General features: G+C 34.0%; 12 protein-coding genes. 4 read left to right on the top strand and 8 right to left on the bottom strand.

Annotated features, from left to right (window positions below; genetic code table 11):
* Positions 1-200: 200 nt before the first annotated feature.
* Genes IPH52_13350 through IPH52_13340 form a run of 3 tightly spaced genes read right to left on the bottom strand, consistent with a single transcriptional unit; the run spans position 201 to position 6,556 of the window.
* Positions 201-3,413, bottom strand: coding sequence for a HAMP domain-containing protein (locus tag IPH52_13350; GenBank protein ID MBK7056012.1), 3,213 nt, complete (start codon positions 3,411-3,413; stop codon positions 201-203).
* A gap of 5 nt (positions 3,414-3,418) precedes the next feature.
* On the bottom strand, positions 3,419-4,972 hold the full coding sequence (locus tag IPH52_13345; GenBank protein MBK7056011.1) for a SpoIIE family protein phosphatase: 1,554 nt from the start codon (positions 4,970-4,972) through the stop codon (positions 3,419-3,421).
* A 9-nt stretch (positions 4,973-4,981) separates the two neighbouring features.
* Positions 4,982-6,556, bottom strand: a complete 1,575-nt coding sequence (locus tag IPH52_13340; GenBank protein MBK7056010.1) for a hypothetical protein — start codon at positions 6,554-6,556, stop codon at positions 4,982-4,984.
* A 180-nt stretch (positions 6,557-6,736) separates the two neighbouring features.
* Here IPH52_13340 and IPH52_13335 point away from each other — a divergent pair, with 180 nt between their 5' ends.
* The gene (locus IPH52_13335; GenBank protein ID MBK7056009.1) at positions 6,737-9,679 is read left to right on the top strand and encodes a TonB-dependent receptor plug domain-containing protein; all 2,943 of its coding nucleotides are present in this window, start codon (positions 6,737-6,739) and stop codon (positions 9,677-9,679) included.
* On the opposite strand, the gene IPH52_13330 is transcribed toward IPH52_13335, so the two are convergent.
* The 5 genes from IPH52_13330 to IPH52_13310 all read right to left on the bottom strand — a co-directional run bounded on the left by IPH52_13330 (position 9,676) and on the right by IPH52_13310 (position 14,911).
* Positions 9,676-10,095, bottom strand: a complete 420-nt coding sequence (locus IPH52_13330) for a response regulator (protein MBK7056008.1) — start codon at positions 10,093-10,095, stop codon at positions 9,676-9,678. The genes IPH52_13335 and IPH52_13330 overlap by 4 nt on opposite strands.
* 261 nt (positions 10,096-10,356) lie before the next feature.
* Positions 10,357-11,511 carry a hypothetical protein gene (locus IPH52_13325; protein MBK7056007.1) on the bottom strand — a complete coding sequence of 385 codons (1,155 nt, stop codon included), beginning with the start codon at positions 11,509-11,511 and terminating at the stop codon, positions 10,357-10,359.
* Positions 11,512-11,609: 98 nt separating this feature from the next.
* Positions 11,610-12,089, bottom strand: a complete 480-nt coding sequence (locus IPH52_13320) for a hypothetical protein (protein MBK7056006.1) — start codon at positions 12,087-12,089, stop codon at positions 11,610-11,612.
* Between the two features lie 84 nt (positions 12,090-12,173).
* Positions 12,174-13,613, bottom strand: coding sequence for a hypothetical protein (locus IPH52_13315; GenBank protein MBK7056005.1), 1,440 nt, complete (start codon positions 13,611-13,613; stop codon positions 12,174-12,176).
* Between the two features lie 98 nt (positions 13,614-13,711).
* Positions 13,712-14,911: a hypothetical protein gene (locus tag IPH52_13310; GenBank protein ID MBK7056004.1), complete on the bottom strand. Its 1,200-nt coding sequence runs from the start codon at positions 14,909-14,911 to the stop codon at positions 13,712-13,714.
* Between the two features lie 515 nt (positions 14,912-15,426).
* Here IPH52_13310 and IPH52_13305 point away from each other — a divergent pair.
* The 3 genes from IPH52_13305 to IPH52_13295 all read left to right on the top strand — a co-directional run bounded on the left by IPH52_13305 (position 15,427) and on the right by IPH52_13295 (position 24,847).
* Complete coding sequence (locus tag IPH52_13305) at positions 15,427-17,928, top strand: SpoIIE family protein phosphatase (protein MBK7056003.1); 2,502 nt, start codon at positions 15,427-15,429, stop codon at positions 17,926-17,928.
* 177 nt (positions 17,929-18,105) lie between these two features.
* Positions 18,106-19,299 carry a dipeptidase gene (locus tag IPH52_13300; GenBank protein MBK7056002.1) on the top strand — a complete coding sequence of 398 codons (1,194 nt, stop codon included), beginning with the start codon at positions 18,106-18,108 and terminating at the stop codon, positions 19,297-19,299.
* Positions 19,300-19,498: 199 nt separating this feature from the next.
* Positions 19,499-24,847 (top strand): AAA family ATPase, encoded by a 5,349-nt coding sequence (locus IPH52_13295; GenBank protein MBK7056001.1) that lies wholly within the window; start codon positions 19,499-19,501, stop codon positions 24,845-24,847.
* The last annotated feature ends 10 nt before the right edge of the window (positions 24,848-24,857 follow it).

Raw genomic sequence — 24,857 nt, 5'->3', positions numbered from 1 at the left:
TTCTGAATTTCATTTTTTTCAGTTAAAGCAATAGGAGAAAGTGTAGATTATTTTTTTTGTTTGTCTATAGGTGAAACGGCTAATTGGGGATTATACCTATTCGGTGTATTTGCTATAGGGGTTACTCTTTATATAAAAAGGGAAATTACCTATGAAAATTTACAAAATGATTGTAGATGTGGGTAATAACAAGTATCCGTCTATCCAATAATCTCTTTGTAAAGTTCAGCAAATTGTTCGTTTGGAATAATACCTTCTTTGTCGCGGGACAGTTCCGGTTTAATGCGTAGTAGGAAATACATATCAATCATTCCTTTGTTCTTGGCTTCTATTTTGCCTCTGTATTCGCATTCAAAGAAGTCTTTTACTTTGTGATAGGTGGAGTCTGAGATATTGATTTTGCCGATAGAGCCGTTAGACTCCATACGGGAAGCAGTATTGACTGCATCTCCCCATACATCGTAGGCAAACTTTGTTTTGCCGATAACACCTGCGACAACCGTTCCTGTGTGAATCCCTAATCGCATATCCCAAAACTGCTCTCCTGATATTTGCTCTATAATAGATTTTGTTTCGTTCATGAAGTTTTGCATTTCAATGGCAGCAAGACAGGCATCAATAGGATGAGTAGAGTTAACTTCTGGTAATCCGCCCGCACACATATAGGCATCTCCGATTGTCTTTAGCTTCTCTATATTTCTGCGCTCACAGATTTGGTCAAACTGTAAGAATATCATGTCTAGCTTTTCTAATAAGTCTTCCGGGAGCATATTACTTGCTATCTTAGTAAAGCCCTTAAAGTCTGTAAAGATGACAGTCACAGAATCATAGAGAACTGGTTTTACAAATCCATTTTCTTTTAATTCATTTGCAATCTTCTCAGGGAGGATATTTAAGAGTAACCGGTCAGACTTTTCTTTTTCGGAACGAATAATTTCTTGTGCCTTTAGACTTTCTGTTATATCGAAGTATAATGAAATTAGCCCTATGATTTTTCCATTGGCATCATAGAGCGGAGAGTAATTGACTTCAAATGAAAATTGCTCTAACTTGATTTGGAGGATTTTTATTTCTCCACTTAAAGCAGTCTGAATTGCAGTTAATACTTCTTCGTTGTCCTCGAACATTTCGTAGATAGAAACTCCGACTGCCTGTCCACTTTTTATTCCAATTAGATTTAAACTTTGTCCTTCCGAGAGAGTAATGATTCCATTTACATCGGCTGAAAATAAAATAAGCGGTGCGTTAGACAACACGGTCGTAAGTGTAGCTTGTGATTTCACTAAATCAGCCGTTCTCTCAACAACTTTCTCTTCCAATTCATCATAAGATTTTTTTAGATTTAGACTCATTTCATTGAAACGCTGAGATAATACTCCTACTTCATCATTGGAGCTAATCGAAATCTTATGATCTAAATTTCCTGCCGCGATAATCTGTGCTCCCTTCGCTAGGGACAAGAGCGGGTTTGTGATATACGAAGCAAGAAAATGCGTTAGTAGAATTGTCAGGAGCAAAGCAACAATACCCGCTACAATTACAATCGATTGCATTTGATAGATTGGTTTGTAAATCATATCTCTATCGTATTCAAAGATAGCAACTCCTATCTTAATTGGCTTATCGTTATACTCTATGAATATCGGATAGGTGATTTTTAAAATATTTCGATTCGTTTGGATAGAGAATTCTTCTATCAAATCAATTTGATTCACAGACTGAATATATGAAATCAGTGTTTCGGGTGCATATTCATTCACTTTTGTTCGATTGAAGTCTACTACGTATTTGCCGTAGACATTTATAATATAAACATCCATCAAACCTTCAATGTCTGATTTTAGAATTTCACTCACAGCCGAATTAGTCGCATTATACGTAGTATCCTCTAATAAATCTTCCCTTGCAATATTGGATATATTAGCTGCAAAATTCCTACAAACCTCTAATGTCTTTTTTTGAAGAATGATTTTGTTATTGTATAGGAATATATAAGAGACACCGAATAGGCAAACAATTGTTAATCCCGATGTAAGAACACCGAGTTTAAACTTTAAGCTGATAAATTTAATTCGATAATCCCAACTAATATTTTTTGAAAGTATCTTAGTAGTGAGGGGTAGCAGGGCACAAAAACTAAGTAGAAAGCAAATAAAATCTCCCAGGAGTGATTCATAAAAAACTTTTTTTAAAGACAATTCAATTGCATCAATTGGAATATCAACTGCAATCACATAGTCTTTTTTAACAACACTCCTGATTGGAATGAGAACCGTGCGGAAACTTCCCCAGGCAGATTCGTATTCGTTAAAATAAAGAATCTGATTTGTATGAATAGACTGCTGAATGGTTTCTTTGTAAGTTGTCACTTCCTGCATGAAATTTGTATCAAGTCCTTTTTCTTTATCCCCTTCCAATACATTACTAGCGGTATAATAAAGTTTGCCCTGCTTCTCTATCATTGTATAAATGTAAGCAACTTGAATATCCGATGCAAATTGATCGAATCGATTCTTGATTTCTTCGTAACTAGACGTTGTTACAGAATCCAGTTTTTCATGATAGTCACGCGGTAAAATATTCTTAGCCGAAAGCGCCGTTGTCAGCAATACGTTGTCAGTATACTCATAGATTTGATTTGTCTTGCGGTTATAGTAAAAAACACCAAAGACTATACTTAGACTAATCGATAACAGAAGAGAAACAAGTAAACTCTTCTTCTTCTTTTCAATAAAGATAGAATGAAAAATTGCCTCTCTATTCAATAAGTCTGATGCAATATATGCTAATGGTAGGAATAGACCAATTCCAATCAAAACAACAGTCAGCAGTAAATAACGAATTGGCGCTTGAATCCCCTGAGTATTAATATCTACTCCAAGGATGTATTCTTTTCCGCTCTTTGTTTTCTTAGGAATGATAATACTTTGGAAGTCTCCCCATCTGTCCCTAGAATGAATGAGAATAGCTTTCGATACATTCATATCAACTTCATTCAATTGGCTATTTTTTGCTTCTGTATATTCCTCCCAAAAATAAGTATCTATTTTTTGAACGAGGTCTTTTGTTTTACTATTTGCAGATGTAAAATAAAATTTGCCGTCTACTTTCATCATTGTATACGCATATTCAACCTGCACATCATGAGCAAATCTATTCAGTGTTTCCTTTATCTCTGCGAATTCTTCTTTTGAGATAGAATCTTGTCCATTTATCCTGTCGTGATAATTCGTTGGTAGAATATATTCAATAGAATGAGCGGCTATAGTTAATTTGTCGTAAATAGCCTTATAAAACCTATCCGAATTTGTTTTATAAACATAATAAGAAAATCCGTAGCAAAAAAGAATAATCGGGAGTAGGAATATGAGATCAGAAATGAATCTATAAACCCGCATGAATTTTTCTTTCATAACGGTTAATTCGCCGTATACCCTATTCCGAGGATTGTGACATCATCTTGCATTGTAGTAGTTTTAAGAAAAGAAGTCAACTCACGAAGTAGATTGTCGATTGAAGATTCGATTGTATTATCCTTGTTTTCGATTAGAAATTTTATTAGTCTATCTTCTCCAAATTCTTCCTCTTCATAGAACTCTTCAAAAATACCATCAGTATAAACAAATATTCTTTCTTCTTTGTTAAATGGATATTCCACTTGCGCATACTTGCAATTAGGTTTTGCACCAATAAGAGGTCCAGTCTTAGACAATAATAGAAAGTCCTTTTCTTTATTGATTAATAATCCGGCAGGATGACCGGCAGAGGCATAGCGTATCACAAAATCAGAAGTATCCACATCAAGTATAATGCAAGTTAGAAAAGTATTGAGAGAACCATACCTTCTACTAAATTCCCGATTGAATATTTCCAATACTTCATTGACCGGCAGTGCAAAGTTTTTTATTCCATCATAAATCCCCTGAATCGCCATCATAATGAGAGCCGCCTGCACCCCATGACCGGTTGCATCTGCTAGAAAAATACGACTTGTGGATTCTCCTAACTTATTTACACAATAAAAATCTCCTCCTACCTCTGTCATTGCAACATACTTAATGATTATTTCTAAATCATTATGCTGATCTAAATTGGAAGAAAGAGTAGTCTTTTGAATTTTCTCTGCTATTGCCAGGTCTTTGCGGATAACGTTTAAGCTTGCATTTAATTCAGCCGTTCTTTCTAGAACTTTTTCTTCTAATTGCTCGTAGGATTGGCGTAGATTATTACTCATCTCATTAAATTTTTCAGATAATAAACCTACTTCATCGTGACTGTTAATAACAATCTTGTGTTCGAGCACTCCAGAGGCTAACATTTGCACACCTTTCGAAAACAATACGATCGGTCTTGTAATATAATTAGAAACATAGAGAGTGAATATGAGGGTAAATATCGTTATCCCCATTCCAATTAAAATAATTTTGTTCTGCATTTCATAGATTGGTTGGTATATTTTGTCTCTATCGTATTCAAAAATGGCAGCACCAATCTTTAAGTTTTGTTCGTTGTAGTTAATAAAAATAGGATAGGTAATCTTTAGCACATTTTGATTTGTTTCCTTTAAGTAGACTTCTTGCAAATCAAGGGATTGTATATTTTTCAAATAGAGGATTTCTTTTTCAGTGGCAGAGTCTTCTAGTTTTGTTTTATTAAAGTTTACTACGAATTTACCGTAAACATTAACAATATAAATGCTCTGTAAACCTTCAATTTCAGATTTAATAATTTCCCCTACTACGGAATTCGTTGATTCATACGTAGCGTCTAATACTAAGTCTTCGCGGGCTACGTTAGAAATATTTTCTGCAAAGTTGCGGCATATTTCGATTGTTCTCTTTTGCATTAGAATTTTACTATTGTATAAAAATACAAATGAAATTATGAAAAGACAAAACACAGCAACAGCAGAAGTCAGAATCGAAATCTTAACTTTAATACTGATAAATCTCTTTTTTGTAAAATCAAACATCAAGTAGTATTACTTTCTCCATAGCAAATAACATTTCTTATCCATTTCTCGAATACAATTTTCATATTTTAACATTGCTATTTTTTTCTCTTTAGAGAGTCGAAGGTATTCCTTTGCGTTTTTATTTTCTGGCTCGACGAGTAGAATATTTTGAAACATATCTTCGGATTCTCCATATTTTCGAGATTCATAAAGACCTTTTCCCTTTTGGATATAGGCAAGGATATTTTTTAATTCCTTCTGTCTCAGTCTTGTTAAATTGGCTTTTGATTTTGCATTGGAGTCTAAGATTTTTAGGGAAACTAAATACTTCTGCAAAGCCGAAAAGATTTGATGATTCGATTCTTGCCGTTCCCCTTCTTCTCTTTCAGATTCACTTTCTAAAACGAGTGTTTCTTGAAAACCAAGTTTTGCATTTTGATTTTCAGGTTGTAGATTTAATATTTGAGAATACAGGTCTCGTTCTTTTTTGTAGTTCTTTGCATTTCTAAATTCTTTTGCTCGATTAAAATAATCTTGAATCTTATCTCCATTGATTCTCTGATTGATGAAATTTTTATAATAAAACGCTGTAAAATTAGTAGGATCTTCTTTAAGAATTTTTTCCATGACTAGACTACTTACATCTAAATTACCTTTCTCATAAAAATGAATTCCTTCTATGAGTAAACGGCTATTTTCCGCTCGATTGAGAATATTAGTAGGAAAATCAATTCCAGACTCCTGCGCATAAGTTTTATTTAGACTAAGAGAAAATTCTTTTACTGCACTCGCGTATCCATTTTTACATTCTAATTTGCCTGCTAGAATTTCATTTGCCATATCCCCAATGAATGTTCCTACTCGCGCATAATAAGGCGTTATACTAAACGTTGTTCCAATATTTACGATAAATGGAATTTGTGTCATGAGAATAATTTTATTTTCTTTTGCAAATTTAGATAGTATCTCAAAATTTTCTTGCGTATAAATAGAATCAGGAACAATATAGAACGCATCGATATTTCCCTTTAAGGAATAAAGTTTTTCCGAAAAATCATTCTTATTTTCTACTTTTATTTTTTGAAATATAATCCCATGCAGGGAATCACTGTAATCCGCTTCATTGACTAGAAGCTCTCCTGTGGGATTGCTATAAAAAGAAGCGATTGTTTTTGCTTCAGGCTTAATGTCTTTTAAGGCGCGAAAAAAATCTTGAATGGGAACATCCATATGAACCCCACAGGCATTTGATTTATAATTAAATCCCAGGGCGCGCGGAGAATTGATAAGAGAATAAAGAATCGGTGTAGTATTAAGATTTTCTTTTGCTAAAAGACTAGCTTGTGGACCGAGAGTAATTAAAAAAGGAACCTTTCTTTTTTCGAGTGCAGAGAAAAAATCCTTCATCTGCGAATCATTCATGCTGTTAGTAAAATTTAGATTGAGCTTTTTCTTAGCTGTTGACTGAATACTTTGCAATGTGCTTAAATAAATGCTATTATTCGAAGACAAAAGAATTTCAATTGAATCTTCTTCTGAGAAAAGAGATGTATTTAAAATTAGAATTAGTATTAGAAAATATTTTTTTAGTTGGCTCAGCATGGATTTTCTTATAACCCTTTAGTTTCCCTTTGTAAAAATCTTATTTACTTAAAGCAAAGTGCGGCTAATGGAAAACACTTAGAATTCTTTGTTTTTTTATTGGTAAATTTAACCTTGACGTCTTAGAATATATAAATAGTTTCCTCGAAAAGGTAAAGTAAAATCTTTAAATTTTCGTTTATGAAATTAAGTCTTTTTTTGATTCTAGGATTCTTAACAATAATTTCTTCTCTTTCCTCAAAAGATGTAGAGAGGAAAATATTATTAGGCTCCTTTCTTCCGCACAAATCCGAATTAGATGCGAATACGCAAGATAAACTCCAATCTTCTCTAATAAGCAGTTTTGAGTCTAGGGGATTTACAGTGGAGCAAGGAAAAGGAATCAAAGAAGCAAATATAAAAACTGCGCAGGGTAATCGGTCGCTTTATTATATAGAAGGATATTACCAGAGAAAAAAGGAAAAAAAAATTCTTACCGTTTACGCACTGTTATACGACCCAAAGACAGGAAACCTAGTAGATGTAGTTCGTTATTCCAATGATATCGCTGACTCTCTAGGCGAAAGCTTTAAGAATATTGAAGACAAATACAAAGAAGACGAAGATAAAGTAATTCAAAATCTAGCAGAAGCAGTTTCCTTTTCTGTTCTAGCAAATCCTTCCAAAACTGAGATTCGTGAAAATATCTACGATCATTTACTTTCCAGACCCATTGGAAAAGAAATTACAGTATCTGTGGCTAACGAAGATAAGGCTCAAAAAGCAAAAGAAATTTTAAAGCAATTTGGAGACGAGGAAGTCATTACAGCTTCTAGGACAAGTCAAAAAATATCAGATGCTCCTTCTAAGGTATATGTATTTAGCCGCGATACGATTCATGAAAGAGGTTACCGGACATTAACCGAGCTACTCCAAGATGTGCCGGGGTTTGATTTTAATTCTTTTAACGACTCAGGCGAATACCCAACGGATTTAATCTTACGTGGAATTTCAGACGTAGGACAAACACAGATTCTACTCATGGAGAATGGGATAATACAAAATGATATTGGAAATGGTTGGCTTAGACATGTTCAGTTTGATACAGTCCTCATTGATGTGGAGAGAATCGAGATTATCCTCGGTCCAGGCTCTGCTTTGTATGGGGCAAACGCCTATGCGGGTTTAATTAACATCATCACTAGAAAGGGAAAATCTCTCTTCTCAAAAAAAGATGCGAATGTGATGGGAGATGCAAGAATGCAAGGCGGAAAGAATAATACCTATATGCCAGAAGGACTCCTTGCCTTTAAACTTCCAAACGATATGATCTTTCAAATGGCAGGTAGATATTATAATACAGATGGAGACAGAGGAAAAGGAAGAACGGATCCGGGAAATTATTTTAACAATAACTACGAGCCGGATAGAGTTAAGATTTCGCCGGAACCAAGACCAGACGGAACAACAGTTAATAACGATAGAACTCCTTTTGGAACTAGAAAAACAATAGCAAATGGATACAACAATTCAGCGCAAGATTATTTTTTAAGAGGCGCTTTATCTAAAGATGGATTAACACTTGGTTTTAATATTTGGGATGTAAAAGAAGGGCTTAGTTCTTACGTGCCCGGTTATGAATACTTTGCAAATACTCCCAATATTCCTTTCATGAAACATCATAAGGGTTACTTCGTGAATGCCGCCTATGAAACAAATATTACACAAAAACTATTTTCGACTAGTAAGATGTATTATCGCAATACTTCTATTATGCCTGAGACGGGATTTGAGTATACATACCAATATCAAAGAGTGGATTTCCCAGTGTCAAATGGTCAATTGACAATTCCAACTTTTGATAAGGCAAAGCAATATTATGCGCCAAGCTCTATGACAGGAGTGCAACAGGTATTTAACTACAATCCGACAGAAACCAATCGATTAGTAATAGGCATACAATTAGATAAATTTACAAGACAATCCAGTAGCGATGAAGTCGGCGGAGTATCTCTTGGCAGACAACAGAATAAAAACTCAAACATCGTATCATCCTCTTTTCCGAGCGGTAATCCAAGCGTAGCAACAGTATTCTATTCAACAACGGCATCCGGGTATATTCAAGATGAACAAAAGTTCTTTAATGATAAATTGTCATTTACTTTAGGTGTGCGTCATGATCAGGATTCTGATTATGGAAAAATATGGACAAAGCGAGCGGCTATTATTGGTAAACCGATAGAATGGTATAATGTGAAGTTTCTATATGGAGAAGCATTCAAAGCGCCCACAGTATTTCAATTGTATGATTCCTTTCGGGGAAATCTCTCCTTGCAACCACAGAAAATCAAAACCTATGAAGTAGAGAATTCTTTTTTCATAAATAAAATGGCAACCTTAAAAGCGGGTTATTTCATTAGTCTACTAGACGGTCAAATCGCAGAAGGTAAAAATCCAGATCCAAATGCTACAGATGCAAGAAAGACTATTTTCCAAAACTATAAACCAACTCATATCTACGGGTTTACCTTTGAAGGTGATGTTGCAATAACGAATGAAATTAAACTCTTTGGGAATTACACCGTTACCCGCGACAGAGATGTAAAGACAGAACTAAACGTGCAAGCAAATGGACTTGGGAGTGTAACTTCAATTAGCCCCGTGTATGATGGAAAAGAAATTGATAATATTGCAGAAAGAAAAGGCAATCTAGGTGTAAACTTATTATTCTTTAAAAAGTTAAATGTAAATCTAAGAATGAATTGGGTAGGAAGAAGAAAGGCACCTGTTACAAATCGATACTTTCAACCCTACGATCCAAATTTTATAACGAAGTCTTACCCGTATCAAACAGAAGGTAAACCAGATGGGTTTATGTCCGGCTATACCCTATTAAACGCTACAATCACTTACAAAGATATTTGGGGAATCGATGGTTTAGAATTACAAGTAATAGGAAGAAATATTTTGAACAAGTCTTATATGGGAATGGGAAGACAAAGTGGAAATGCAACACGTCCAATTGATTCCATTCAACCAAGTTATGTAAATTCTACCGGTGTAGGGAATCCAGAAGGCTTTGTAAGTCCGTATCACCCACAGGCGGGCCGAGAATTATTTTTACAAGTAGCTTATAGCTTTTAGTTTAGTTTTTGTCCAATATCATGAAGCATTTCTTTGGTAATAGGCTTTGAATAGAAATCCATCACAATAGGATATTCGGCTGCTCTCTCTCTATCGCGATGATCTACAGTTGAAGATAGGATAACAACTCTTGTCTTATTGAATTTTAGGTAGTATCGGTTCATAAACTCATCTAAAAACTCCCAACCACTTAAAATTGGCATATTTAGGTCTAAAAAAATAACCTGCGGATAAGAATAACTTTCTCCATCAACACTCTTATTTAATAAGTCTTCATAGTATTCAATTGCGTCTTGTCCATTGAGGGCAGTGTCAATCTCTTCCGAGAAGGAAGCCTGTTTAATGGTGGCTTTGCAGAGCATTAGAGTGATTGAATCATCATCTATGCATAGAACTCTATTCATAATTGCTTTCATATTCTATCTTTGACAAATGAAGGATTTGAGTATAATGCATATCTAATGGACTTATTTTTTAAGACAGAAACGTTTACTTTTGCAACAAACCGTCTTCTTTGCCTAAAAACTAAGCATTTCATAGCAAGGCTCACTGTCTACCGAAATTTAATCCCTCTTTTTGGCTTAGATTCCATTTTTACTTACTCTTCCACTAGTGACAATATTTTTTGGGAACTAGGTCTTCAAGCTATATTTTAAATATGTTTTCTATAGGCAACTCTAAATCACATCAGGGTTAATCTTTTTCAGCTCCTCGTCTAGTTTTTTCTCGAATAAGATTATATCTAGAGATTTGAAACCGGGGAAGGGAAGTTTAATTACGTTTTTGTTCATATACATGATTTCTTTCATGAGAGCAAACATTTCCATAATTCCGAAATCGCCTTTTTTATATTTCTCTAATTTGCCTGCGAACTCTTCGTTCAGTAGAAAAATTTCCTGTCCGTTGAAAATATCTTGTTTAATAATATTAAAAGAGTATTGAGTAAATTTAACTTCCCTGGTAGGAATTTCGGAAAGAATTTTTCGTTTGTCTTTTTTGACACCGAAGTGAATAATTTTGTCTTCTGTGATTTCTAGTTCGTAGTCTTTGTATCCAAAGATAGATTTGAATATGGCGAATAATACCAATATGCCAAAGATTGTGCAAAATCCCATGAGGATATAAAACCCAAAAGAATCTACCTCGCTCATCATCGATGCAATGATTCCAAATGTGCTAAGAAAGGAAATAACGGCAAGTATCCCCATAACTCTATAGAGCATACTAACCTGTTCGCCCCATTTGAATAGAACTCCGTTTTCATTTTCTGTGAATGAAAAAAGCTCTGACTTCTTTTCTGTTTCTAATAGGTTAAATTCTTCGTCTCTGTCGAAATGAACTCTCTCTTGTAATCCTTTTAACGTTGCGAGAGCTTCCCCTTCACTCATATAAGAATAAACATCCCACCAGGCTCCATCTTTTTTTAAGAGATAAACTATATAGTAGGTAGTTGATGATTTATTTCCACTCACAATTTCTCTTCGCATCCCAAGAGAGTCTATTTCGCCAAATGGGATGTAGCCGCTCTCTCCGTTCTTAGTTTCTAAATAGTATCTTTTATTTACTGTATCAAAATAAGATCGAACAACACTGGCTTGTGAGCTAATCTTGCTATAGAGCAAGCCAAGGGAAGAAAATAAAATCAATGTAATTCCGGGAAATATAAATCTTAAACCGACTAATACATCGCCTTCCGCTCCCATGCTTCCTAGCCCAACTAAAATTAAGATAGCTCCAATAAAAGATAAGATTCCTAAAAAGAAGAATAAAATAACTCTACCTATCGCCGAAGCCGTTGTATTGTATTGAAAAGAAATTTCTGATTGTTGCATAGTTGTTCCTCGCTCCTTATCTACTGAATGGACATTATAAATATAATTTTTGGTCTGTCATCTAAGAAAATATATTCCCTTTGTTGCTAGAATACAAATTAGCGAACAGTCTCCTCCGCTGGTTTTATCTTTTCTCTGCAAAATCTTTCTTTAGCGATGGAACTTTCAATTTGCTTATAAATATCTTGTTCGTAAATTCGTTCCTGTTCATTTGGGATATGTGATGGAGGAATTTTTCCAAAAAAACAACCCGCTCCACAATAATTCTCTTCATTCATTTTAATGTCAGAGTAACCTTCTAGTAAGGAATTTCTTATACGCAATGTACAATGTGCTGTAATATTCCGATAAAAAAACCGACAACTACCTACTACCATAACTTTTGTATCATGATAAATATGTGCACTAGCGTCAGGTTGACACTCACAAGTAACATTTCCTGACTTTATTTCTGTAAGGGGTAGATCGAAGCTGTATTTTTTTTCAACTAATAAGTCTATATCTCTGCGAGATATATACAAAGGATAATCACCATTAGGCGGCAGAGCGTTATCGCTTTCTATATATTCTTTTTTCACATCCTCAAGAGTCGGTGGCTTCTTTTCACACGTAACGAAAACTAGGCACAATATTAGAATGAAAGACAAAAAAGACTTCATTGCTCACTTACTTTCTATAATTCCATATATACTTCCAAGGTATGGATAAATATCCAATGTTTTATCAACAAACTCTAATCGGGTAATAATGTTGGATTTTTTTAAAATTGTTTTTCTAGGCTTACCTTCTTGAATGGGATCATCACATTTATAGAGACCTTCCTTGATTTTTCCTACTATGTTGAATTCGTGTGGAGATTTATCAACTATAGCCTCTTTAGGGGTTCCACCTTGAGTCATATACGTATAGCCCAATGGCAATAACATATCAATATCATTGAATCCAAAGATTCTTACTTGTAGTTTCTTTCTGTTTGCCCCTGTAAGCTTTGCCCAATCAGATTCTAACTTAGCAACCTCAATCATAGTCTGCATATGCTTTAAAACCTTAATATACTCACTCGCATATTTCGCATTGTTGATTCCTGCTTTTCTCAATACCTTTTCTGCTTCAAATATGTTTAAATCGGGTCGGAGTAAACCAGCCGATTTTAAAAGATTAACTTTGGACGCTTCTTTGCAATTCAGTTGATTGCAATAATAATTGTCTCGAATTTTATTAATCTCTTCATTGCTGAGATTTCCCGTTATTTGTTTTTGTTTTAAGTATTTCTCAAGCGTTACAAAATCAGAAAATGACCTATCTTCATTGTAACTATAAAATGTAGCATTTTGAACCCAATAAGGATTAGTATGCTGTGTAAATTCTGCATCAGAGGCATACGCCTGTTGCCTGTTCTCATAATTAAAAGTCATTCCAGCAAACCTGTTTTCTGCTTTCGCGTTTCCTCCTTTTATTTTATACTCTTCATAGCATTGAGGGATTGCATCTCTTAAAAATTCTTGGATTCCGATTGTATTTAATTTGTCTTTTAATGTTTGCTTATTAAAGAAAGACTTCTCCATAAGAAATTTAAAATCTTCCATTCCATGCAAACTTAAAAACTCTATTTTCTTTCTTAATTTTGTGATCGAGTCGAATTTTTGGATATAGAAAATAAGTCCGTTTCCATTTCTCTCAATGGAGGAACTATCATTGAAAAGCACCTTGTATTTATTACCTACTACTAAATCGCGTAAATCTTTTTCAATTTGCGAACTACTTAGGTTTAAAATATTCGGACTGTTATTTGATTGAGAAAGTTTAATATCAATTCTCTTATCATCTAATAATAAAATAGGTTCTGGAATCTTGTTTTCAAGAATTGTATTCTGTAGAAAGTCATTAGCAGCATTGATGGACAGTCCTACTTGGATGTCTCTTTTTAAATTCTTATCTTTTACAAATGAATTGATCAAAATTAAGTCAAGCGGAAGCGTAATGGGTTTGTATTTGTCATCAATATTCGCTATTTTAAAAATTGCATCTTTCGTAAACTTAAGTGCTAGTGTTCCTAGAATTGCACTAGCGAATGTATTGTTAGTATTTGTTTTTCGTCTCATGTTTTGTTCTCATTTTCATTTCATTCTCTCTATGATAGACACATAAAAAGTAGAGTAAATATCTCCGAATCTAATAAATTGTCAATAACTTTTTTTATCTACTGCAACTCAACTAAATCAAAAGGGCGAAGTCCTACGTCGATATTGCCTTGAGTTAAACGAGGCTTATCCGCTTTGGTGGTATCGAAGATGACAACGCCGGGGCTAGAAAAAGATCCGTCACCCATATAAAGTCTTCCTGATTTAGTAAGTAAGAGTCCTGCAATATTTCCAGCGCTTGCGGGAAAATTTAGAATTGTTTTTATTCTTTGTCCTGTGGTTGGATTAAATTGTTGAATGGATTTATTAAAACTTGCATCTAATACAGAAGCATAGCCTTCATTCTCGTCTTTGATTTGCATTCCCAGAATATCTCCGCCTGCATCTGTCTCTGCATAAAGGAAATTATTTCTAAATGTCTTTGTTGTAAGGCTAAATGCTATTATCCCCCCATCTTGCTTACTGATAAATCCTAAACGATTAGGCACACACATAGCTAGAAAGGATTCACTTCCAATTGCAATCTTTTGAATTCGACTTGTGGGATTTCTAGATTTAAATATATAAGTTTTAACAACACTGTCTGTATTCACATTTAATTCGAGTAGTAGTGAATCACTATTAGGCGTTGGAATTCCGGAAGGATCATTTCTATCGAGTCTTTGCAATTGTATATAAAGGGAGCTTCCGTCCAAATACATCTGCGACATTTCAGGAATTCCATCCGCTCCTGCTATACCAAGCGAAGTATTTTCCGCATAAGCTCCAATATCTATATTACGAATGAATGCACCGGAATAAGGATTTACCACGAGCAGATTTCTACTGTTATAAAGTGTGATATAGGCTTTATTCTCATTTACCTTTACTATATCCTGCGGATTATTTCCCTTACCCACAGAATACTCCGCTTCTGGAAGAAAACCATTTGCTGGATTTAAAATTAAAATACTATCCCTATTAAGTCGATTGATGATAAATATTTTTCCATCAATGAATCTTGCTACTGCATCAGAATGTATATTAGCCACAGTCGGAACTGAAAGTTGTGCATCCGGATTGATTACTGCAAATTTGCCGCTAGTTCCAAAGTCACTTGTCACAACCCCTACTCTTTCTAGTCCCGCTGTCGGCACAACCAAGAGGCTATTTAGGAGTATACTCTCTATTGGTGGTCGTTTGATTTCATTGCAAAAAGAGAAAGAAAAGATTACCACGGATGAACACAGATGAACACAGATGATTGCCAAGCGATACATAGACAAAGTCGTTTTGATGAATGGGAAGATCGATTTTATCTTTGCTATTTTTATAATATTCATCATTGCCATTTACTAAGTCCTAAAGCAAATTTCATTGTGCCGTATATTTTAGACAGGATTAACAAGATTAACAGGATGATATGTTTTCTGTTGATCCTGTCAAAGCCCAGACAAAGCCATCTGGATGAATGCCATTATCCATAGTAGAACCAATCTTCAAGTTAAATTTTGACTTCCTTCGTATTAAATATACACCTCCTTGCAGTTCAAGTTGCGGTTCAGGTAGCAGTTCTTCATTATCCGCAATGTTTTGTCAGTATACTTGAACCGCAACAAGAACTGCAACATGGACTGCAAGGAGGTGCAAAGGAAGGCAAAAGGACTCTTAATTCTCATTTCAAATAAAATGTTCTTGTAATTTGTTTGAAACGGATTCATATACTTATTTATTTAGAACAATGGGTGGATTTAGTCTCTTTGGGCTAAGTGCAATAGAAAAGGATGGTCGAAATATGAAAAACAGAATTCAATGCTGGAATCAATCTCGAATCGGGAAATATTTAATTACAATTCTATTTTTATTTTCTTCTTTAACGCAAGTATACGCACAAAGCCAGAGTCTTAATTCTTTTCAGATTATAAAATCTTTAGATGAAATTACGAGTTTAGATTCAAATGCAAATTCGAAATGGTATTTATCGACAGAAGAAATAAATCCTACTGAGTTTACGACAAAGTATTTTGACTATGGAACAAATTCAAATTCCTGGATAGAATATAAAATTCCTTCCAATTATAATAAAATAGAACAGGGCAAGCCAGACATCCATAGAATCTGGCTAATGAAAAGTATCCTCTTACCAGAAAATTTTTCAGCAAACTCAATTTCAATTCGTCTTGGCACTATCAGTGATAGAGATAAAACTTATTTCAATGGAGTGTTAATTGGCGAGACAGGAGAATTTGGAAGCTCGCAACCAAGAGCCTATGATAAAGTTCGCATCTACGAAATCCCTTCTAGTCTAATCCGAAAAGGAAAAGAAAATCTAATTCTAATTCAAGCAGAAGAATACTTTGAAGGCTATATTGGCATCGATCAAGATAAAACAGAAATAGGTCCCACAAAAATTATGGAGAAACATTTTTATGGGGATGAATATATAAAACTTTTACTTTTAATGGTTTATATAACAGTTGGATTTTATTTTTTATTCTTATACCTTCGTAGACAAAAGGAAAGAGAAAACTTACTATTTGCCGCTTTCACTATCCTACTCGTTGCCTATCAATTTTTAAGAAACCAAATTAAGTATGATATAGGAATAGACTTTGTATACTTAAAAAAAATTGAATACCTAATTTTAAATATCCTAATACCAATCTTTGCTCATTTCATTCGTGTCTATTTTAAATACAAATGGAACTCTGTATTAAAGGCAATGGACTTTATCATCTTAGCTTCTTTTCTTTATGTGCTTTTTGTTTTAAATGTGCGCCATTATGATTTTATCAATACAATGATAGTGCAACCAATCTGGGTGATTTATATTGGAATGCTAATCTACTATCTAATAAACCAAATTAGAGAAAAGAATAAGGACGCAATATTCATATTAGCCGGTGCAATCATAGTCATTGCGGCGTCTATTGTGGATATGTTAAGTAGTAGAGGAATTCTTGTTACTCCTAGAGTCGTAGGGTATGCTTTTATTTTTTTCATTCTAAGCCTTGCAATCATTCTAGCAAACCGATTTGTGAGACTCAACGAAGAAGTAGAAGAGCTCAACGAAAGCCTCGAAAGAAAAGTAGCACTCCGCACAGAAGAATTAAGCCAGAGTCTAGCAGATGTAAAAAAAATAAAAATGTCGCAAGATGGAGATTATTTTTTGACCTCTCTCTTGATTAAACCTCTCGGTCGCAATCATGCAGATAAAAACCAGGTTCTAATTGATTTTATTGTAAAACAAAAAAAGACTTTTGAATTTAAAAATAAAGTCTCCGATTTAGGAGGAGATCTCTGTCGCGCAGAGAGTTTAACACTGTGTAACCGCGATATGACAGTTTTCTTCAATGCTGATGCAATGGGGAAATCTATGCAGGGTGCCGGCGGTGCGCTGGTGACTGGCTCTGTGTTTGATTCCATTCTAGAAAGAACAAGACTCAGTAAAACAGTGCAAGAAGAATATCCTGAAAAATGGTTGAAAGATTCTTTTATTGAACTTCATAAAGTTTTTGAAAGCTTCCAGGGCTCAATGCTTGTTTCTATTGTAATGGGTTTAATAGACAATCAAACCGGTCTTATGTATTTTATCAATGCAGAGCATCCTGTAAGTGTTCTTTATCGAGATGGAAAAGCGAGTTTCATTGATGAAGATTTTATCTTTCGAAAATTAGGAACAGAAATTACACAGAGTTATATTCACGTAAAAACATTTCAAATGAAAGATGGTGATATTGTTGTAAATGGTTCTGATGGAAGAGATGACATTCTAATTCTAGATGAAAAAACGGGAGAGAAAAAACTAAACTACGACCAGAATCTATTTTTAGGCACAGTAGAAAAATCTAAAGCTGATATAAACAAAATCGTAGACTTACTTTATAAGACAGGAGAGATTACTGACGATTTGTCTCTGATGAGCATTCAATTTACAGGCAAAGAGCCATTAACCAATAGAGAAGCAGATCATAAAAGAATTAAAACCTTGATTCAAGTAAAAGAATACCAACAGGCTATTGTAGTAGCAGAAGATTATTTAAATTTTAATCCATCTGACACAGAAAGTATTTTTCTAATTTCTTACGCATACAAAAAACTCCAAAGGTTTAAGGAAGCTATTAAATTCGGAGAGAGAGTTCGACTGAGAGAACCAGAACATATTCGCAATCTAGTAAACCTAGCTCATTGTTATTTCAGGTTGAAAAATATCGAAAGAGCAAAATACCTTGCAGGCTTAATTCCCGACGGCGGTAGAGAAAAAGCGTTTACTAAGATTTTTCTTTTAGAAGATTAGCAGAATTATTTAAGATCTAAACACATAAGAAAGGCGCAAAAAAACCCCCACGGGTTTAACCTGTAAAGAGCCACGAACCCGAAAAAGAAACCAGAATTCGATAGCCATGCTGAGACAAAAACGAGAATTAAAGTATACACTTCGTCGCAATGCCAAGAGTCCCGCCTGAATATTTTTATGAATAAACTATCTATAAAATCTACTGCGACCCTTTTCATAAAATCATTTCTAGTCCTAATGATTTTAACTTTGTGTTTTTTCTTTTTTATTGGGACTGCAATCATTGAAAAAAAAGCAAATGCTTTGATTCAATCTCCTCCCTACAAAGCTTCTCAAAAAGCGATAGAGCTTCACAAAACATTGCAAGCAGCAGACCTTCATGCAGACTCACTTCTCTGGGGGCGAGACTTACTCGTAAGAAGCAGTCTGGGGCATACAGACATTCCCCGCTTAATAGAAGGAAATGTTTTTTTACAAGTATTCGCTGTTGTGAGTAAAACACCGCGCAATTTAAACATAGAGCAAAACGATGATAAGACAGATAATATCATTTTCCTGGCTATCGCAAATCGATGGCCTGTCAAAACATGGAATAGTTTAAAAGAAAGAGCACTCTACCAGGCTTCTCGATTAAAAGAAATGTCCAAAAACTCCAAAGGCGTATTTGTTCTCATTGAGTCAAAGAGCGATTTGATTTATTTTCTCGAACGAAAGAAACAAGAGAAAAATATTGTATCAGGATTACTGGCTCTAGAAGGCGCACAGGTATTGGAAGGAAATCCTGCTAACGTAGATGTATTGTTTGCCGCAGGTTACCGTATGATGGCTCCTACTCATTTCTTTGATACTGAAATGGGTGGCTCTGCTCATGGCATTAAGAAAGGGGGGCTAACGGATAACGGCAAAGAAATGATTCGTCGAATGGAAGAAAAAGGTATGATCGTAGATTTAGCTCATGCATCCAAACAAACAATAGACGATATACTAAAATTAGTAAAACGTCCTGTAGTTGTTTCTCATACCGGTGTAAAAGGAACTTGTAATAACAACCGAAATTTAAGTGATTCCCAATTAAAAGCAATAGCGGCTAACGGTGGTTTAATCGGAATCGGATTCTGGGAAACGGCAACCTGTGGAAAAGATGCAGCAGCAATTGCAAATTCTATTCAATACACTGCGAATCTAATCGGTATAAGCCACATCGCCTTGGGTTCTGATTTTGATGGAGGAATAAAAGCACCCTTTGATACTACAGGTCTAGTTTTAATTACAGATGCATTGATCCAAAAAGGATTTACGGAGGAAGAAATTGGAAAGATCATGGGCGGAAATGAAATTAGATTCATGCTGGAAAATTTATTGGATAAGTAAAAAATCTATCCTTCTTATTTGAACTGATAAAATAAGATGCGAGGTTATTGTGATTTGAGATAAGGCTCTCTAAAACGTAAAGTTTGTTGACAGGTATTCATAAAAAAAAGAAAATTAAAAAGAGCCAATGTTTTATTGTTTAGAATTGTAACAAATATAAAAAAGCATGTCTCTAATCATCCTACAAGATAAATAATAAATGCTGACGATTGCTAATTTCACTATAGAGGAAACACTTTACGAGAGTTCCAAATCTATTGTCTTTCGAGCTAAAAATGAATCAGGCTACAAGATAATAAAATTATTAAATTCTGAATACCCTTCCCCAGTAGACATTGGAAGATACAAATTAGAATTTGAAATTGCCTCCTTATTTGATTCACCGCATGTCATTAAATATTATACATTGGAAAAGTATAATAATGCATACTACATTGTAATTGAAGACTTTAATGCAATTTCTCTAAAAGAGTATAATAGTAAGTATCCGACGGATATAAAAGATTTCTTATCTATTGCCATCAAGATATGTGAATCAATCAAGGTGATTCATAGCAAAAATATTATTCACAAAGATATTAACCCCAAGAATATTCTAATTAATCCTGTTACAAAAGAATTAAAGATAACTGATTTTGATATTGCATCGAGTATTCCTAAAGAAAATAAAAGACTCCAATCCGTTGATAGAATGGAGGGCACTATAAATTACATTTCACCAGAGCAGACAGGTAGAATGAATCGAGCTTTAGACTCACGTTCGGATTTATATTCATTAGGTGTTACTTTCTATGAAATGCTTACAGGCAAACTACCATTTTACTCTCTAGATACAATGGAAATGGTCTATTATCATATTACTAAAACTCCTATTCCACCAATAGATAAAAAATCACAAGTTCCAAGAATAATTTCAGACATTGTAATGAAACTATTATCGAAAAATGCAGAGGAACGTTATGCGACAATACAAGGACTACAATTTGATTTAACTCAATGCCTAAATAATCTTACAAATATTTCTGAATTCAGTTTTACAATTGGAATGAACGATATTTCCGAGAAATTATCAATTCCTCAAAAACTATATGGAAGAGAAAAAGAATTACAAATATTAGTTGATTCTTTTCAAAAAGCATGTCAGGGATCTAATGAAGTATTGTTGATTAACGGATACTCGGGTATAGGCAAAACTTCATTAGTCAAAGAATTACATAATAATTTAACACAAACCAAAGGTTTATTTCTTACTGGTAAATTTGATCAACTAAAACAAAACACTCCTTATCTTCCATTCATACAAGCTTTTAGCGATGCCTTTGAATATATCCTAGCAGAAAAAGAAGAAAACCTAATTCGCTGGAGAAAAAAGATTTCAGAAAAAATAGGGAATAATGCTTCTTTGCTGCTAGAATTTTTTCCAAGGTTAAAACAAATTCTAAATGATATACCGGTTATTGATGAGTTATCACCAGAAGAAGCTCAGAACCGTTTCTATCATACATTTCTAAGTTTAGTAAGTGTATTTTGTTCTAAGGAAAATCCACTGATTCTTTTCTTAGATGATTGGCAGTGGTCAGATAGCGGAAGTCAAAAAATATTACATAAGATAGTAACTGAAAATTATACCTCTCATATTCTAATACTATGCGCCTATCGATCCAATGAAGTAGATGAAGCTCACTCTTTTGTTCGAACATTAACCTCAATACAAAATGAGATCGGCAAACAACTATTAACCCTTACAATAAAATCTTTGGATTTACAATCAGTAGTCAGCTTGGTTTCTGAAACCCTACATACATCCTTTGAAAGTTGTAAAGATTTGGCAAATCTATTGCATTCAAAAACAGATGGGAATCCTTTTTTTCTAAATCAGTTTCTTTTAAAATTATATCATGACGATCTAATATCTTTTGATTCGCAAATAGGCCGCTGGAAATGGGATATGATGAATATCCTTAAGCTAGAAATATCTGATAATGTTTTGGATTTAATGCTAAAAAAAATTCATCAATTACCAAATCACTTAAAATCAATATTGAAAGCTGCTTCCTGCATTGGAAATGAATTTGATTTAATGTCTTTATCAGTAATCACAGAGATTAAAAAAAATGATTTAGTCGGGAATTTATTGTTTATTATTTCAGAAGAGTTGATTACTCCCTTAAGTGATAACTATAAATACCTTGCTCTTTTTGATGAAAGTTCATCTGAAAATATTGTGTATAAATTTCAACATGATAAAATTCAACAAGCGGCTTATTCTCTTATTCCAGATGAAGACAGAAGTTTGTATCATTACCAAATAGGAAAAATACTTTATTTTAAGTCCAGTGAAGAAGAAAGAGAAAATCAAGTATTAAATATTACAAACCATTGGAATAAAGGAAAACAATACTTACAACAAGAAGAAAAAGAAATTTTAATTCACCTAAATTATAAGTCTGGAAAAATTGCAAAAGATTCATCCGTTTATGAAACAGCAGTATATTATTTTTCTATTTGCAAAGACTTGTTGGGAACTGATATCTGGAAAGACAATTATTATGAATTAAGTTACAATTTATTTAAAGGATTAGGAGAATGTAAATATTTACTAGGAGAACTAGAAAGTTCTGAACAATATTTAAACAAAGCAATTCAAAATTCTCGCACCGTAGAAGAAAAAATACAAATCCACTACCTGAATATCTTGTTTTATACAGGACAAGATAAAATGAAAGAAGCAATTGAAAGTGGACTAAAAGCTCTGCAATTATGTGGGGTTAATATCCCTTATTCTCCATCTGTTTTTTCTCTTTTATTATATCTATACAAAGTAAATAAATTTAGAAAAAAATATACAGAAGATGAATTAGTTAAACGTCCCGTAAGCCAGAATACACGCAATGAAAATATTATTCGTTTAGTTGTTACGATTACAAACCCTGCTTATTTATTAGGAAAAGATTTTTTATATAGTGTAGCGACTTTGTCAGGATCTTATTATTCACTGCGATACGGTCACTCGATGGCTAGTGTATATGCATATAGCACGACAAGCGTTATTATTGCACATGGATTGGGAAATATCGAAGAAGGTTATAAGCTTTCCCTTTTCGCAATTAAATTATGCGATCAGTATGGAGACAAAGAATTCAAAGGCAAAATTCTATTTGCCCATTCTTGTATTATCATGCATTGGAAGGAGCATATAAAAAAAACAATTCCACTCGCAATAGAAGCAATGAATAGAAGCTTAGATGCAGGAGATTTTACCTTTGCCTGCTATTCTGCAATTAGAATTGTAGCTCAAATGTATACTCTGGGAGTGCCATTGCCGATCGTCCTCGCGGAAGCGGAAAAATACAAACTTGTAATTTATAGAACCAGATTTAGAGCCATGATTTACAATATAGATCTTCTAATACAAATCATGAAAACTATTTCTGGTTTAACACCCGATAAATTTTACTTCAATGAAGGAAATTTTGAAGAAGATAAAATGCTTGCAGTCTTTCAGAAATCTAATTATCGATCTGGTTTTTGTATTTATAATATCTATAAATGTCAGGCTTACTATTTATACGGAGACTACAAAGCAGCAATCAAATATGCAAAAGAAGCAAACAGAGATTTAAAATCAATCTTGGGATTAGTAGACGTAGTTGAGTTTACTTTTTATTATACTCTCTCTTTAATTTCTTTTAGTGAAAGCAGAAAATTATCTGTTATCGATAAAGTAACTATTCTAAGAAATATCCGAAAATTAAAAAGCTGGGCTGAGAAATCAAAAGAAAACTATACTTGTAAATATATGTTAGTGCAAGCAGAGTATTATCATTTAAAGGATAATACAAAGGGAGCAATAAAATATTATCAAAATGCAATTCAATCGGCAAGAGAGAATGGTTTTTTACCAATAGAAGCACTCGCCAGTGAGAAAGCAGGTAATTTCTATTATTCGCAAGGCATTCCTGATCTTGCGGCTAACTATTTACATACCGCCGAATACCTTTATAGACAATGGGGAGCAATACCAAAAGCAGAGCATCTAAAAGAAAAATATTCCGACTTCTTATTAAAGGAAAAAAGTGTTTTTAGAACGGTTAGCAATGAAACTAGTTCTTCCTCACTCAAGTCAACCACTTCACAGGATGGAACGTCTCGCATTTCAGCTGAGTTAGATTTATTGACAGTAATAAAAGCCTCTCAATCTATCTCAGGAGAAATTATTCTGGAAAAATTAATAGATAGAGTTTTAAAAATATGCATCGAAAATGCAGGAGCCGAAAAAGTATTATTATTTCTATTAAAAGATGAAAAACTTTACTTGAGAGCCGGCATGATTGGGAACTCAGAACACATAGACACATCTCAATCAGAAAGAGCGGATATTGAAAATTATTCGTCGTCAATTATATACTATGTTCTTAGAACTGAGCAAGATGTAATTTTAGATGATACTTCCCAAGAAAGAAAATTTCAAAATGATGAATATGTTGCCAATAGTCAATTGAAATCAATACTTTGCATTCCCCTTAAGAACCAGGGAAAAATTATCGCAGTTCTTTATATGGAAAATAATAAAATTGCCGGAGCGTTTACGCAAAAACGAGTAGAGTTATTGCAAACAATTTCTTCTCAGGCTGCAATCGCAATTGAAAATGCTAGATTGTATTCCGAGACAATTGAACTAAACCAAGCATACAAAAGATTTGTTCCGGAGCAGTTTCTTGATTTATTAGGAAAAGGAAAAATTACCAGTATTCATCTAGGTGATCAAGTTCAAAAAGAAATGACAATTATGTTTTGCGACATACGCGCATTTACCGGACTATCAGAAGCAATGACTCCACAGGAAAACTTTAATTTTCTAAATTCTTATCTGCGTCGAGTTAGTCCTATGATTCGCAATAATAATAGATATATCGATAAATACATTGGGGATGCAATCATGGCTCTCTTTGCTAAAGAGCCTGAAGACGGTTTGCGAGCAAGTATTGACATGCAAATGGAGATTAGAGAATACAACAAGCATAGAATAAAAAGTAATTATGATCCCATTTCCATCGGTATCGGTCTGCATACAGGAGTGCTAATGCTTGGCACCATTGGAGATGAAGATAGAATGGAAGGCACTGTGATTTCCGATGCAGTCAACCTTGCTTCCCGTGTAGAAAGTTTAAGTAAAATTTACGGATCTTCCATTCTAATTACAGACAGTGTGTTTCAAAAAATAACCGATCCTGATAAATACTATTATCGAGTCCTAGACCGAGTTGTGGTTAAGGGCAAACGGGAGTCAGTGCAAGTAATTGAAATTCTAAACGGTCAACCGGATTACAAACTAGAATTGTTTATGAATACAAAGCAATACTTCGAAATGGCAATTAACGCTTATCTCATGAAAGAATTTCAATCTGCAAAATCTATGTTTGAAAAAGTATTAGAAAATAACAAAGGCGATGTTGCCGCTAAGCTCTACCTCAAGCGTGCAGATTATTATATGGAGCACGGGGTTCCCATTGACTGGGAAGGTGTAGAAGTGATGGATCATAAATAATAAAGGGTTG

This window comes from Leptospiraceae bacterium, from assembly GCA_016708435.1.
In the GTDB taxonomy this organism is placed as follows: Bacteria; Spirochaetota; Leptospiria; order Leptospirales; family Leptospiraceae; genus UBA2033.
This window is presented reverse-complemented; position numbering and strand designations above follow the sequence as displayed.

Excerpts from the sequence above, each read along its gene's own strand:
- IPH52_13300 (MBK7056002.1), top strand. The coding sequence starts at position 18,106 with ATGAATAAACTATCTATAAAATCTACTGCGACCCTTTTCATAAAATCA.
- IPH52_13325 (MBK7056007.1), bottom strand. The coding sequence starts at position 11,511 with ATGCAACAATCAGAAATTTCTTTTCAATACAATACAACGGCTTCGGCG.
- IPH52_13350 (MBK7056012.1), bottom strand. The coding sequence starts at position 3,413 with ATGAAAGAAAAATTCATGCGGGTTTATAGATTCATTTCTGATCTCATA.
- IPH52_13335 (MBK7056009.1), top strand. The coding sequence starts at position 6,737 with ATGAAATTAAGTCTTTTTTTGATTCTAGGATTCTTAACAATAATTTCT.
- IPH52_13315 (MBK7056005.1), bottom strand. The coding sequence starts at position 13,613 with ATGAGACGAAAAACAAATACTAACAATACATTCGCTAGTGCAATTCTA.
- IPH52_13310 (MBK7056004.1), bottom strand. The coding sequence starts at position 14,911 with ATGTATCGCTTGGCAATCATCTGTGTTCATCTGTGTTCATCCGTGGTA.
- IPH52_13345 (MBK7056011.1), bottom strand. The coding sequence starts at position 4,972 with ATGTTTGATTTTACAAAAAAGAGATTTATCAGTATTAAAGTTAAGATT.
- IPH52_13340 (MBK7056010.1), bottom strand. The coding sequence starts at position 6,556 with ATGCTGAGCCAACTAAAAAAATATTTTCTAATACTAATTCTAATTTTA.
- IPH52_13295 (MBK7056001.1), top strand. The coding sequence starts at position 19,499 with ATGCTGACGATTGCTAATTTCACTATAGAGGAAACACTTTACGAGAGT.
- IPH52_13330 (MBK7056008.1), bottom strand. The coding sequence starts at position 10,095 with ATGAAAGCAATTATGAATAGAGTTCTATGCATAGATGATGATTCAATC.
- IPH52_13305 (MBK7056003.1), top strand. The coding sequence starts at position 15,427 with ATGAAAAACAGAATTCAATGCTGGAATCAATCTCGAATCGGGAAATAT.